General features: G+C 69.9%; 9 protein-coding genes and 1 tRNA gene. 5 read left to right on the plus strand and 5 right to left on the minus strand.

Annotation, left to right across the window (positions count from 1 at the left end; genetic code table 11):
- Positions 1–64: 64 nt before the first annotated feature.
- Positions 65–141 (minus strand) — tRNA-Met (locus tag FIU83_RS11940).
- Between the two features lie 85 nt (positions 142–226).
- The gene (locus FIU83_RS11945; RefSeq protein WP_152485350.1) at positions 227–1186 is read right to left on the minus strand and encodes a choline ABC transporter substrate-binding protein; all 960 of its coding nucleotides are present in this window, start codon (positions 1184–1186) and stop codon (positions 227–229) included.
- A 196-nt stretch (positions 1187–1382) separates the two neighbouring features.
- Between FIU83_RS11945 and betI the strand changes: the two genes are divergently transcribed.
- From betI to FIU83_RS11965, 4 genes are all read left to right on the plus strand, one after another.
- On the plus strand, positions 1383–1988 hold the full coding sequence (gene betI, locus FIU83_RS11950; protein ID WP_216645030.1) for a transcriptional regulator BetI: 606 nt from the start codon (positions 1383–1385) through the stop codon (positions 1986–1988).
- A 12-nt stretch (positions 1989–2000) separates the two neighbouring features.
- The gene (betB, locus tag FIU83_RS11955) at positions 2001–3470 is read left to right on the plus strand and encodes a betaine-aldehyde dehydrogenase (protein ID WP_152484247.1); all 1470 of its coding nucleotides are present in this window, start codon (positions 2001–2003) and stop codon (positions 3468–3470) included.
- A 260-nt stretch (positions 3471–3730) separates the two neighbouring features.
- Positions 3731–5422 carry a choline dehydrogenase gene (gene betA / locus FIU83_RS11960; protein WP_152484248.1) on the plus strand — a complete coding sequence of 564 codons (1692 nt, stop codon included), beginning with the start codon at positions 3731–3733 and terminating at the stop codon, positions 5420–5422.
- A 138-nt stretch (positions 5423–5560) separates the two neighbouring features.
- Positions 5561–8008, plus strand: coding sequence for an acyl-CoA dehydrogenase (locus tag FIU83_RS11965; RefSeq protein WP_152484249.1), 2448 nt, complete (start codon positions 5561–5563; stop codon positions 8006–8008).
- A 179-nt stretch (positions 8009–8187) separates the two neighbouring features.
- Here the strand turns inward: FIU83_RS11965 and FIU83_RS11970 are convergent, their stop codons facing one another.
- The 3 genes from FIU83_RS11970 to FIU83_RS11980 form a co-directional block, all read right to left on the minus strand.
- Positions 8188–10056, minus strand: a complete 1869-nt coding sequence (locus FIU83_RS11970; RefSeq protein ID WP_152484250.1) for an SLC13 family permease — start codon at positions 10054–10056, stop codon at positions 8188–8190.
- 121 nt (positions 10057–10177) lie between these two features.
- On the minus strand, positions 10178–10759 hold the full coding sequence (locus FIU83_RS11975; protein WP_152484251.1) for a carboxymuconolactone decarboxylase family protein: 582 nt from the start codon (positions 10757–10759) through the stop codon (positions 10178–10180).
- A gap of 14 nt (positions 10760–10773) precedes the next feature.
- Positions 10774–12102: an aspartate aminotransferase family protein gene (locus FIU83_RS11980; protein ID WP_152484252.1), complete on the minus strand. Its 1329-nt coding sequence runs from the start codon at positions 12100–12102 to the stop codon at positions 10774–10776.
- 152 nt (positions 12103–12254) lie between these two features.
- On the opposite strand from FIU83_RS11980, the gene FIU83_RS11985 reads away from it, so the two are divergent.
- Positions 12255–13172 carry a MurR/RpiR family transcriptional regulator gene (locus tag FIU83_RS11985; RefSeq protein ID WP_152484253.1) on the plus strand — a complete coding sequence of 306 codons (918 nt, stop codon included), beginning with the start codon at positions 12255–12257 and terminating at the stop codon, positions 13170–13172.
- Positions 13173–13227: the final 55 nt, after the last annotated feature.

A 13227-nucleotide genomic window follows, 5' to 3' on the forward strand; every position in this document is an offset into this window, starting at 1 on the left:
GCCCGTCGACCACCCATGAAAAACGCCCGCCTGGCCGAGGCCTGACGGGCGTTTCTGCATGTCCTGGTGGCTACGCCCTGATTCGAACAGGGGACCCCATCATTATGAGTGATGTGCTCTAACCAGCTGAGCTACGTAGCCTTTTCAACAGGTTGCCCGGCCGGGGCCGGGCAACGGGGATGAATTATGCACGCGGGCCGGCGTCATGGCAAGCCCGCCGAGGCACTCAGCTCTCGATATCGAGCGCTGCCTTCACCGCCGGCAGACCCGGCTCACCCTCGCGGGTCGTGACACCCTCGAGCCAGGTCTCGAGCACGTCGGGATTGGCCTGCAGGTAGGCGCGAGCCGCGTCGCGGGGATCCTCGCCCTCGTCCATGATCTCACCCATCAGCTGGTTCTCCATGGTGAGGGTGAAGGTGAGGTTCTCGAGCAGCGCGCCGACGTTGCCGCACTCCTCGACAAAGCCGCCCCGGGTGTTGGTATACACCGTGGCACCGCCCAGGTTCGGCCCGAAGTAGTCATCGGCCCCGGAGAGGTAAGCCATGTCATAATTGGTGTTCATGGGGTGCGGCTCCCAGCCGAGGAACACCATCCAGGTCTCGTCGGGGGTGCGGGCGCTCAGTTCGGCCAGCATGCCGGCCTCGCTGGAGTCGACCAGCGACCAGTCGCCGAGGCCGTAGGCGTCGTCGTCGATCATGTCCTGGATCAGCTGGTTGCCGTCGTTGCCGGCCTCGATGCCATGAATGCTGCTGTCGAACTTCTCGGCGTGCTCGGCGAGGTCGGTCACCGAGGTGACGCCGGCGTCATACACGTACTGCGGCACCGCCAGGGTGTACTTGGCGCCCTCGAGATTGGCCCCCAGGCGATCGACGCTGCCATCCTCCACGTAGGGATCGCTGATCGAGGCCATGGAGGGCATCCAGTTGCCCAGGAAGACATCGAAGTCGTCGTTCTTCATGCCAGAATAGGCGATCGGCACCGAGACGGTGTCGATGCGGGTCTCGTAGCCCAGCGCCTCGAGTACCTCGGTGGTCAGCGCGGTCGTCGCCGTGATGTCGGTCCAGCCGACCTCGGCGAAGCGCACCATCTCGCAGCTCTCGGGCTCGGCGGCCTGCAGGGGGGACACGGCAACGCCGAGGGCGGCGGCGCCGAGACCAAGGGCGGCACGACGATTCAGAAGGGTCATGTTCATGGAAGCGTTCCTCTTGTTGGACATCAAGTATAGCCACGGCGACAGCACTACCGGACCAGCGAAGCACGAACCGAATCTTTTATTGATTGAACGTTCAATAAAGAAATGGCAAGCTACATGGTAACCACGCCACGTGCGTTGGGTGCAAGAACGAGTTGCCACATCAATTCACGGGAGAGGAGCCTCAACGGTGCCCAAGGTCGGAATGGAACCCATCCGCCGCCAGCAGCTGATCAAGGCGACCATGGCGGCCATCGACGAGGTAGGCCTGGCCGACGCGACGGTGATGCGTATCGCCCGTCACGCGGGGGTCTCCGCCGGCATCATCAGCCACTACTTCGGCGGCAAGGACGGCCTGCTGGAGGCCACCATGCGCCAGATCCTCAGCGATCTGGGCGAGGCGGTGGCCGCCCGGCGCCGTGGGCTCGCCACCTCGAGCCCACGGGCCCATCTCGGCGCGATCATCGACGGCAACTTCGATGGTAGCCAGATCACCGGGCCGGTGGCCAAGACCTGGCTGGCCTTCTGGGCCAGCAGCATGCATCGGCCGACGCTGGCGCGCCTGCAGCGCGTCAACGATCGGCGGCTGTACGCCAATCTCTGCCACCAGTTCCGCCGGCTGATGCCCAGGCACGAGGCCCGCGCCTGCGCCCGGGCCCTGGCCGCGCTGATCGACGGCCTCTGGCTGCGTGGCGCGCTGACGCCCGACGGCCTGAACAGCGACGAGGCCCGTCGCCTGGCGCACGACTACCTCAACCGACTGCTCGATACCCACGAGACCCTCTCCCCAGCCTGAACGGAGGCCAACATGGCATCTTCCGCCCCCCAGACTCTCTACATCAACGGCCGTCACGCGGCCGCCACCTCGGGCGAGACCTTCCCCGTGGTCAACCCCTTCGACGGCTCGCTGCTCGCCGAGGTGCCCCAGGCCGCCGAAGCCGACGTGGACGCCGCCGTCGAGGCGGCACGCCGGGGCCAACAGGCCTGGGGCGCGATGAGCGGCATGGAACGCGGCCGCGTCCTGCAGCGCGCCGTCGCCCTCCTGAGAGAGCGCAACGACGAGATCGCCGCGCTCGAGACCCGCAACACCGGCAAGCCGTACAGCGAGACGTCCACCGTGGACATCGTCACCGGCGCCGACGTGCTCGAGTATTACGCGGGCCTGGCCGCCGCCATCGAAGGCAGCCAGATCCCGCTGCGCGAGGACAGCTTCGTCTATACCCGCCGCGAGCCGCTGGGCGTGATCGGCGCCATCGGCGCCTGGAACTACCCGATCCAGATCGCCTGCTGGAAGAGCGCCCCGGCGCTGGCCGCCGGCAACGCGGTGGTCTTCAAGCCCAGCGAGGTCACCCCGCTGACCACCATGATCCTGGCCGAGATCTTCACCGAGGCCGGCCTGCCCGACGGCGTCTTCAACGTCGTCCAGGGCGACGCCCGGGTCGGGGAGCTGCTCACCGGCCACCGCGGCATCGACAAGATCTCCTTCACCGGCGAGGCTGGCACCGGCCGCAAGGTGATGGCGGCAGCCGGCGGCTCGACCCTCAAGGACGTGACCATGGAGCTCGGCGGCAAGTCGCCGCTGATCGTCTTCGCCGACGCCGACCTGGACCGCGCCGCCGATGCCGCGATGATGGCCAACTTCTACTCCAGCGGGCAGATCTGCACCAACGGCACACGGGTCTTCGTCGATCGCAGCGTCAAGGCGGACTTCGAGGCGAAGCTGGTCGAGCGGGTGGCACGCATCCGCGCCGGCGATCCCATGGACCCGAGCGTCAACTTCGGCCCGCTGGTGAGCTACGAGCACCAGGAGAAGGTGCTTGAGTACATCGCGCTGGGCCAGCAGGAAGGCGCCCGCGTGCTGGCCGGCGGCGAGGCCTGGAACCAGGGCGAGTATGCCAACGGCGCCTGGGCGGCCCCGACCATCTTCACCGACTGCACCGATGAGATGCGCATCGTGCGCGAGGAGATCTTCGGCCCGGTGATGTCGGTGCTCGCCTTCGACGACGAGGAGGAGGTGATCCGCCGCGCCAACGACACCGAGTACGGCCTGGCCGCCGGCCTCTTCACCGAGGGGCTCAACCGCGCCCACCGGGTGATCCGTCAGCTGCAGGCCGGCATCTGCTGGATCAACACCTGGGGCGAGTCCCCGGCCGAGATGCCCGTGGGCGGCTACAAGCAGTCCGGCGTGGGTCGCGAGAACGGCATCGAGACCCTGGCCCACTACACCCAGACCAAGTCGGTGCAGGTCGAGATGGGGCCCTTCGAATCGGTGTTCTGAGCCCCGTTTCGAACCTGGCGAGGCGATGAGCTGATCCGGCGACAAGCCCCGAGGTGTCGGACCATCACGAGGGCGCTGTGAACCCTTCCCTGGGCGCTATCGACGCCATCTCTGGCGTAGGACCCTCGCTTCGGCTTATCCCCGGCGCTCATCTCGTCGGCACCTTCTCGATCGTCACCCGGGCGCGGGGACCTCTCCCCGCGCCCCGACCGGCGAGCGTCTCGCCGTCGCGACCCTTTTGACCATTTCAGGGAGGCACCATGTCACCGTCCCGTGAGTTCGACTACGTCATCATCGGCGCCGGTTCGGCCGGCAACGTTCTGGCCACCCGCCTGACCGAGGACCCCGACGTCAGCGTGCTGCTGCTCGAGGCCGGCGGCCCCGATCATCGCTTCGACTTCCGCACCCAGATGCCGGCGGCCCTGGCCTACCCGCTGCAGGGCAAGCGCTACAACTGGGCCTTCGAGACCGACCCGGAACCCCACATGGACGGCCGGCGGATGGAGTGCGGCCGCGGCAAGGGGCTGGGCGGCTCCTCGCTGATCAACGGCATGTGCTACATCCGCGGCAACGCCCTGGACTACGACGGCTGGGCCAAGCAGCCGGGCCTCGAGGACTGGACCTACGCCGACTGCCTGCCCTACTTCCGGAAGGCCGAGACCCGCGACATCGGGCCCAACGCCTATCACGGCGGCGACGGCCCGGTCAGCGTCACCACGCCGAAGGAGGGCAACAACCCGCTCTATCACGCCTTCATCGAGGCGGGCCAGCAGGCGGGGTACCCGGCCACCGAGGACGTCAACGGCTACCAGCAGGAGGGCTTCGGCCCCATGGACCGCTTCGTCACGCCGAACGGTCGCCGCGCCTCCACCGCCCGAGGCTACCTCGACCAGGCCAAGGGTCGGCCGAACCTGATCATCGAGACCCGGGCCATCACCGACGCGATCACCTTCGAGGGCACGCGCGCCACCGGCGTGCGCTACGCGCGTCACGGCAAGTCCCAGGAGGTCCGTGCGCGCCGCGAGGTGCTGCTGTGCGCCGGCGCCATTGCCTCCCCGCAGATCCTCCAGCGCTCCGGCGTCGGCCCCCGGGAGGTGCTCGAGGAATTCGGCATCGAGGCGGTCAAGGTCAACGAGAACGTCGGCGCGCACCTGCAGGATCACCTGGAGATGTACATCCAGTACGAGTGCACCCAGCCGATCTCGCTCTATCCGGCGCTCAAGTGGTACAACCAGCCGAAGATCGGCGCCGAGTGGATGCTGTTCGGCCGTGGCGTCGGCGCCAGCAACCAGTTCGAGGCCGCGGGCTTCATCCGCTCGAGCGACGAGGAAGCGTGGCCCAACCTGCAGTACCACTTCCTGCCCATCGCCATCAGCTACAACGGCAAGAGCGCGGTGCAGGCCCACGGCTTCCAGGCCCACGTGGGCTCCATGCGCTCGGAGAGTCGCGGCCGGGTGCGCCTGACCTCCCGTGACCCCGAGGCCGCGCCCTCGATCCTGTTCAACTACATGTCCACCGAGAAGGACTGGCAGGAGTTCCGCGATGCCATCCGCCTGACCCGGGAGATCATCGCCCAGCCCGCCTTCGACGCCTACCGCGGCCAGGAGATCTCCCCGGGGCCGGACGTGCAGTCCGACGCCGAGCTCGATGCCTTCGTGCGGGCCCATGCCGAGACCGCCTACCACCCCTGCGGCAGCTGCCGCATGGGCGAGGGCGAGGATGCCGTGGTCGACGGCGCCGGCCGGGTCCATGGCCTGGAAGGCCTGCGGGTGGTCGACGCCTCGCTGTTCCCGGTGATCCCCACCGGCAACCTCAACGCGCCGACGATCATGCTGGCCGAGAAGATGGCGGACAAGATCCGCGGCCGCGAGCCACTGCCGAGAAGCGACGCTCCCTACTACGTGGCGGGTGACGCCCCCGCCCAGCGGGAGCCGCAGCGCCGCCTGGCCTGATCGCGCCTCCGGCAGCACCAGGACGCCCCGCCTTCGAGCGGGGCGTCCTGCGTTGGACGATAGGGTATTGGCTGCGAGGCCTCCGATGCGCTAGGCTGAGGACATTCAAACAAGTGTTCGAATCCCTCGGAGCCCACCATGCTGACCCTGATCCTGCTCGCGCTGGCCGTCACCGGCCTGCTCATCGTGATGCGCCGGGAGGCCGGCGCCCTGCCCGCCCTGGCCGTGACCGCGGGGCTCGGCCTCGTCGGCCTGGTGGCCGGGGCGTCGCTTGCCGGCGTGCTGCTGCTGATCGCCGCCGCGGCCATCGCCGCCTGCGGCCTGCCCGCCCTGCGCACCCGCTGGCTGACGCCTCGCCTCTTCGCGATGTTCAAGAAGGTCGCCCCCAGGGTCTCGGAGACCGAGCGCACCGCACTCGAGGCCGGCAGCGTGGCCTGGGACGGCGAGCTCTTCACCGGCCGCCCGAACTGGCAGGCGCTGCTCGACTATCGCGACGAGGGGCTCACGGACGAGGAGCGCGCCTTCCTCGATCACCAGTGCGGCGTGGCCGCCGGCATGTGCAACGCCTGGGAGATCGCCCGGGAGCGCGCCGACCTGCCTCAGGAGCTCTGGGACTACCTCAAGCAGGAAGGCTTCTTCGGCATGATCATCCCCAAGGCCTACGGTGGCCTCGGCTTCTCGGCCAAGGCGCAGTCCCTGGTGCTGCAGAAGCTCTCGATCAGCGAGACCCTGATGGTCACTGTGGGCGTGCCCAACTCCCTGGGCCCGGGCGAGCTGCTGCTCAAGTACGGCACCGAGCAGCAGAAGGACCACTACCTGCCGCGCCTCGCCGACGGCCGCGAGATCCCCTGCTTCGGCCTCACCGGCCCGCGGGCCGGCTCTGATGCCACGGCCATCCCCGACACCGGGGTGGTGTGCAAGCGGGTCATCGATGGCGAGGAGATCCTCGGCCTCCGGCTGAACTTCGAGAAGCGCTGGATCACCCTGGCGCCCATCGCCAGCGTCGTGGGCCTGGCCTTCCGGCTCTTCGATCCCGACCACCTGCTGGGCGACGAGGCCGACCGCGGCATCACCCTGGCGCTGATCCCCCGGAACACGGACGGCATGGAGATCGGCCGTCGCCACCACCCCATCGGCAGCCCCTTCCTGAACGGCCCGATCAAGGGCCATGACGTCTTCGTGCCACTCGATACCATCATCGGCGGGCCGGAGATGATCGGCCAGGGTTGGCGGATGCTGGTCGAGTGCCTCTCCATCGGGCGCTGCATCACCCTCCCCTCCGGCGCCACGGGCACCGCCCGCTACGCCCTGGGCTGGAGCGGCGGCTTCGCGCGGATCCGCCGCCAGTTCAACGTGCCGGTGGCCGAGATGGAGGGCGTCCAGGAGCCCCTGGCCCGCATGGCCGCGCTGGCCTACGTCTCCCGGGCCGCGGTCTACCAGACCGCCAACACCATCGACCACGGCGAGAAGCCGGCGGTGCCCTCGGCGATCCTCAAGAGCCAGCTCACCGAGTTCCAGCGGGTGATCCTCGGCGACGCCATGGACATCCACGGCGGAAAGGCGGTGACCCTGGGGCCGCGCAACTACCTCGGCATCGGCTACAGCGCCAACCCGGTGGCGATCACCGTCGAGGGCGCCAACATCATGACCCGCAACCTGATGATCTTCGGCCAGGGCGCCATCCGCTGCCACCCCTACGTGCTCGAGGAGCTGGCCGCCAAGGACGCCGACGACCTCAAGGCCTTCGATGCGGCCTTCTTCGGCCATGCCGGGCTGATCTTCGGCAACGCCGCCCGCGCCCTCACCCAGGGCCTGGGGCTCGGCAAGGCCACGGTGCCCTTCGACGAGATCGCCGCCCCCTACGCCCGGGACATCGCACGGCTGTCTGCCGGCTTCGGGCTCTGCGCCGATGCCGCCATGGCGAGCCTGGGCTCCCAGCTCAAGCAGCGCGAGATGCTCTCGGCCCGCCTCGGCGACGTGCTCTCCAACCTCTACCTCGCCTCGATGACCCTCAAGCAGTGGCACGAGGGCCACCGGGTCGAGGGCGAGGCGGCCCTTCTGCACTACGGTTGCCGCTTCCTGCTGGGCCGCGCCGAGCAGGCCCTGGACGAGCTCTTCGACAACCTGCCGAGCCGCGCCCTGGGCCGCGCGCTGCGCGTCATCGTGATGCCCACGGGCCGGCGCTGGAAGCGCCCCGAGGACGCGCTGACCCGAGAGATCGCCCAGGCCGTCTCCCGGGACTCCGCCCTGCGCCACTTCCTGCTCGACGCCACCTGGCAGCAGAACGACGGCAGCCGGGACAACCCGCTGGCCCGCTACAACGCCCTGCTGGCGAGCCAGGAGCGCGCCGAGGCGCTCTATCGCAAGGTCAACAAGGCCTACGCCAAGGGGGAGCTGCCGGCCGAGGCCCTGCATCCGGAAGCACGGGTCGAGGCGGCCCTGGCGGCGGGGCTGATCGGCGAGGAGGACGCCACCTTCATGCAGGAGCGCGAGGCCGCGGTGCTGGAGCTGCTCACCGTGGACGACTTCGCCTACGACGCCTTCGTCACCGACAAGACCAAGGTGCTGCGCCACCAGCCGGCCTGAGCCGCTCCTACCAAAGACAGGCGAGCACCGGGATACGCCATAGAGGGGGTCCGATGCCAGGGATGGCATCGGTAGCGTACAGGGAAGTATTCACAGCGCCCCCTCGAAGACGTAACTCGGTGCGCGTGTGGCCACAGACCGGCTGGATCCCGTGCAGAAGGATGCGTTCTCGCTCAGGACTACAGCGGCCAGACGATCAGGATCAGCGGGATCGCCACCGCCATCACCACTAGGGTCAGCGGCAGCCCCAGCTTCCAGTAGTCGCCGAAGCGGTAGCCGCCCGGGCCCATCACCAGGGTGTTGGACTGGTGGCCGATGGGCGTCAGGAAGGCACAGGAGGCGCTGATCGCCACCACCATCAGGAAGGGATCCAGGGAGACGCCAAAGCCCTCGGCGAGGCTCGCCGCGATGGGCGCCATCAAGAGCGCCGCCGCGGCGTTGTTGATCACGTTGGAGAGCAGCGTGCAGAGCATAAACAGCCCCACCAGGGTGGCCACCATCGGCCACTCGCGGCCGAGCGACAGCAGGGTGTCGGCGATCAGGGCCGCCCCGCCACTGGTCTCCAGCGCCTGGCCCACCGGGATCATCGCGCCCAGCAGCACGATCACCGGGCCGTCGATGGCCTGGTAGGCCTCGCGCAGCGACAGCACGCCCACCAGCAGCGACGCCAGGGCGGCGCCGGTCAGGGCCACCGCCGAGGGCGCGAGGTCCAGCACCATGGCGATCACCGCCACCGCGAAGATCCCCACCGAGACCGCCAGCAGGCGCGGCTGGCCCAGGGTCAGGTTGCGGCTGGCCAGCGGCAGGCAGCCCAGGGTGGTGAGGCTCTCGCCGATCTCGCCCTCGCCGCCCTGCAACAGCAGCACGTCGCCGGCCCGGAAGCGGATATCGCGCAGGCGCTGGTTGAGGCGCCCGCCGTCCCGGGCCACCGCCACCAGGTGCAGGCCGAACTGGTTGTGCAGGCGCAGCTGGGTCACGGTGCGGTGGATCATCATGGAGTCGTTGCGCACCACCGCCTCGACCAGCTGGAGGCCCTCGGTATCCACCGCGGGGCGCCTCGACGCCTCTTCGCCCCGCGCCTTCTCGGCCGGCGCCCCCTCCTCCTCGGATTCCCGAAGGGCGGCCGGCGCCTCGTCCTCCGGCGCCTCATCGTCCGACGGGGGCTCGGGGCCGACCACCAGACCGGCCTTGTCCTCGATCAGCTTCATCTCCTCGGGGCCGGCTTCCACCAGCAGGATATCGCCCTCGGCCAGGCTACCGTGGAAGGCGTGGCCGGCATGGCGCTTGTCGCCACGCACCACCGCCAGCACCGGGATGGTCTCCTCCACGGCCTCGTGCAGGTCGCGCAGCGACCAGCCCACCGCCTTGCCCGCCTCCGGCACGCGCAGCTCCACCAGGTAGTGGGCGGTGTCGAACATCTCCTCCCGGGAGGCCTTGCCGGCCCGCTGGGGCACCAGGCGCCAGCCCAGCAGCACGATGAAGGCCAGGCCGACCAGGGCCACGCTGGCCCCCACGGGGAAGAAGGCGAACATGCCGAAGCCCTCACCGGTCGCATCGGCGCGATAGCTCGAGATGATGATGTTGGGCGGGGTGCCGATCAGGGTGGTGAGACCGCCGAGCAGCGAGCCGAAGGCCAGCGGCATGAGCAGCAGCGAGGGCGGGCTGTCGTGCTCCCGGGCCATGCGGATCGCCACCGGCAGCATCAGCGCCAGGGCGCCGACGTTGTTCATCACCCCGGAGAGCACCAGCACGGTGCCGGTAAGCACCAGCATCTGCAGGATCAGGCGGTCGCCGACCCGCAGGGCCTGCTCGGCGATCAGGTCGACGAGGCCCGAGCGCTCGAAGCCGCGGCTGAGCACCAGCACCGCGGCGACGGTGATCACCGCCGGATGGCCGAAGCCATAGAAGGCCTCGTCCGTCGGCACCAGCCCCAGAATCGTGGCGGCCAGCAGCGCGGCGATCGCCACCAGGTCGTAGCGGAAGCGGCCCCACACGAAGGCCGCGAGCGTCGCGCCGAGCAGGAGAAACACCTGAGTGCTGTCGGCCATGACGGCTCACCTCCCTGTGGATGACACGTGACACGACGGCGGCGCCGTGTCAGGACGCCCGCTGTCTCCAGCATCGTCGCTCGCGCGTCATCCCTCCAGTGAGGCTTCCATCAACGCGGCATCAGGCGTGAGACGGGCCCGCCGGCGGCTCGGGAAACGGCAGCGGCTCGCTGCCCCGGCGCACCTCGAAGACGTTGAGGGTCATGGCCACGAAGGCGTAGTAGCCGAAGACCCCGACCAGCTCGACCACCGCCGGCTCGCCGAAGGCCGCCACCGCCTCGGCATAGAGCGCCTCGTCGACGCGCCGGGTGGTGTAGAGCGTCTTGCCGAGGCGATAGACCAGCGCCTCATCGTCACGCGCGAAGGCGGGCTCGCGGCCCGCCTGGAGGGCCTCGATCACCGCCTCGTCGACCCCGGCGTCGCGGGCGATGGGCGCGTGGATCTGCCACTCGGCCTGGGACTGCCACCAGGCCGCGGTGAAGAGGATCGCGAGCTCCGTGAGCCGCAGCTCGAGCCGAGTGCCATAGCGACAGAAGGCGCCGAGGCGCTGGGCATGGTCGGCCAGCTCGGGACTGTGGATCCAGGCCAGGAAGGGGCCGTCCAGGTTGCCCCGGGGGCCGCTCAGGATGGCGTCCAGCACGCGGCGCTGCTCGGGGGCCATGGTGGCCTCGTCGAGGGGAGAGAGGCGGGAGTCGATCGACATCGGGCGAGGCTCCGTTACGAGTGGGTGAGGACGCGCGCCAGGGCGGCGTCGAGCTTGTCGACGATCTCGTCGAGCTGGCCGTCCTCGAGGATGAAGGGCGGCGCCAGCAGGATATGGTCCCCCTGGCGACCGTCCAGGGTGCCGCCCATCGGGTAGCACATCAGCCCCTCGTCCATGGCGGCGCGCTTGACCGCCGCGTGCAGCTTGCGCTCGGGGTCGAAGGGCGTCTTGGTGTCGCGCGCCGCGACCAGCTCGAGGCCGCGGAAGAGCCCCCGGCCGCGGATGTCGCCGACGTGGGGATGGTCGCCGAAGCGGTCCTCGAGCCGCCGCTGGAGACCGTCGCCCAATTGCCGCACGCGGGGCAGCAGGTCGCGGGACTCGATGGCGCGCTGCACGGCCAGGGCCGCGGCGCAGGCGGTGGCGTGGCCGATGTAGGTATGGCCGTGCTGGAAGAAGCCCGAGCCCTCGGCGATCGCCGCGCGGATGCGCTCGCCGACCAGGGTCGCGCCGATCGGCTGATAGCCGGCGCCCAGCCCCTTGGCGATGGTCACCAGGTCCGGCGCCACGCCCTCCTGCTCGGCGGCGAACAGGCTGCCGGTGCGGCCCATGCCGCACATCACCTCGTCGAGGATCAAGAGGATGCCGTGGCGATCGCAGATCTCGCGCACGCGCTTGAAATAGCCCGGCACGGCCGGCACCGCGCCGAGCGTCGCGCCGACCACCGGCTCGGCGACAAAGGCCATCACGTTCTCCGGCCCCAGGCGCTGGATCTCGCCCTCGAGCTCCTGGGCCAGCCGCTCGCCGTAGGCCTCCGGCGTCTCGCCCGCGGCCTGGCCACGATAGGCGTAGCAGGGGCTGACGTGGCTCACCTCGACCAGCAGCGGCTCGAACTGGCGCCGACGCCAGGCGTTGCCACCGGTGGCGAGCGCCCCGAGGGTGTTGCCGTGGTAGCTCTGGCGCCGGGCGATCAGGTGCCGGCGCTGGGGTTCGCCGCGCTCGATGAAGTACTGGCGCGCCAGCTTCAGGGCCGCCTCCACCGCCTCGGAGCCACCGGAGACGAAGTAGACCGAGGAGAGGCCGGCCGGCGCCCGCTCGACCAAGAAGTCGGCCAGCGCCTCCATCGGCTCGGTGGTGAAGAAGGAGCTGTGGGCGTAGGCCAGCTGGCCGACCTGCTCGCGCACGGCATCGATCACCTCGGCGTCGCTGTGCCCCAGGCAGGAGACCGCGGCACCGCCGCAGGCGTCCAGGTAGCGGCGCCCCTCGGCGTCGATCAGATAGGCGCCGTCGCCGCCGACGGCGGTGGGATAGGAGTGAGACAGGTGACGATGGAAGACGTGGCTCATGCGACCCTCCCCGGGCCATATTGCAAACACATTTGCTATTCTGGTTAAACGCAAAGATATTTGCAACAAGTGCCGTCACCACCCTGACGCCAGGTGCCGCGGCCGCTACAATGCCCTGCCCTACTTCACCGCGATCGGAGCCCACGCCCCTCATGACCGCCACCTCGCCTTCCCGCCCGGATGCACGCCTCGAGACGCTCGACGACCTCGAGCGCCTGCTCGCCGACCTCGAGGCGGGCGACGCCGCGCTGCGCCTGGGCCGGCGCTCGCGGCAGGTGCTCTCGGCGCTGGTCGGCATGCCCCAGCAGGCCGCGATGTCGTCGATCAGCGATCTGGCGTCGCGCCTCGGCGTCAGCCCCTCGACGCTCTCGCGGCTGGCCCAGCGCCTCGGCTTCGAGGGCTTCGCCGGCCTACAGGCGGTGTTCCGCCGTCACGTCACCGAGGGTCGGCACTTCTACAGCGACCAGGTCTCGCGGCTGCTGGAGGGCGAGCAGGACGACGACGCCCTCGGCCGGCTGGCCCGGCTGGGCCGCCAGGAGAGCGCCAACCTCGGCGCGCTGGTGGCGGGAGTCGACGGGGAGGCCTTCGGTCGCGCCGCGCGGCGGCTGGTGGCTGCCCGGCGGGTGAGGATCCACGGCCGCCGCCAGTTCGCGTCGCTGGCCTCGTTCATGGCCTACGGACTCGGCATGCTGCGCCCCGACGCGGCCACCCTGGACGCCGCCGGCCACGGCATCGCGGACGCCCTGGCCCAGCTCGACGACAACGACGCGCTGGTGGTGATGAGCGCCTTCCCCTACACGCCCAGCGTGCTGACCGCCGCCCGGGTGGCGGCCCGCCAGGGCGTGCCGGTGATCGCGCTGACCGATGCCGCCGGCTCGCCGCTGGCGCGCGCCGCCGACGAGCGCTTCACGGTGCCCAATCACAGCCTGTTCTTCAGCAACGGCATGTGCGCCTTCATGCTGCTGGCCGAGGGGCTCTTGAGCGAGGCGGCGAGCCTGCTGGGCGAGGACGGGCTGGCCTCGCTGGAGCGCCGCGAGCGGATGATCGACGAGCTCGGCGACGCGCTGTAGCGGACGCTCTCCCCAGAACGACGACGGCCCCGCGTCCGGAGAAACGCGGGGCCGT

The sequence above is a fragment of the Halomonas sp. THAF5a genome (assembly GCF_009363755.1).
In the GTDB taxonomy this organism is placed as follows: domain Bacteria; phylum Pseudomonadota; class Gammaproteobacteria; order Pseudomonadales; family Halomonadaceae; genus Halomonas.

Coding starts and splice junctions, on each gene's coding strand:
- FIU83_RS11945 (WP_152485350.1), bottom strand. CDS start 1,186: ATGACCCTTCTGAATCGTCGTGCCGCCCTTGGTCTCGGCGCCGCCGCC.
- betB (WP_152484247.1), top strand. CDS start 2,001: ATGGCATCTTCCGCCCCCCAGACTCTCTACATCAACGGCCGTCACGCG.
- betA (WP_152484248.1), top strand. CDS start 3,731: ATGTCACCGTCCCGTGAGTTCGACTACGTCATCATCGGCGCCGGTTCG.
- FIU83_RS11965 (WP_152484249.1), top strand. CDS start 5,561: ATGCTGACCCTGATCCTGCTCGCGCTGGCCGTCACCGGCCTGCTCATC.
- FIU83_RS11970 (WP_152484250.1), bottom strand. CDS start 10,056: ATGGCCGACAGCACTCAGGTGTTTCTCCTGCTCGGCGCGACGCTCGCG.
- FIU83_RS11975 (WP_152484251.1), bottom strand. CDS start 10,759: ATGTCGATCGACTCCCGCCTCTCTCCCCTCGACGAGGCCACCATGGCC.
- FIU83_RS11980 (WP_152484252.1), bottom strand. CDS start 12,102: ATGAGCCACGTCTTCCATCGTCACCTGTCTCACTCCTATCCCACCGCC.
- FIU83_RS11985 (WP_152484253.1), top strand. CDS start 12,255: ATGACCGCCACCTCGCCTTCCCGCCCGGATGCACGCCTCGAGACGCTC.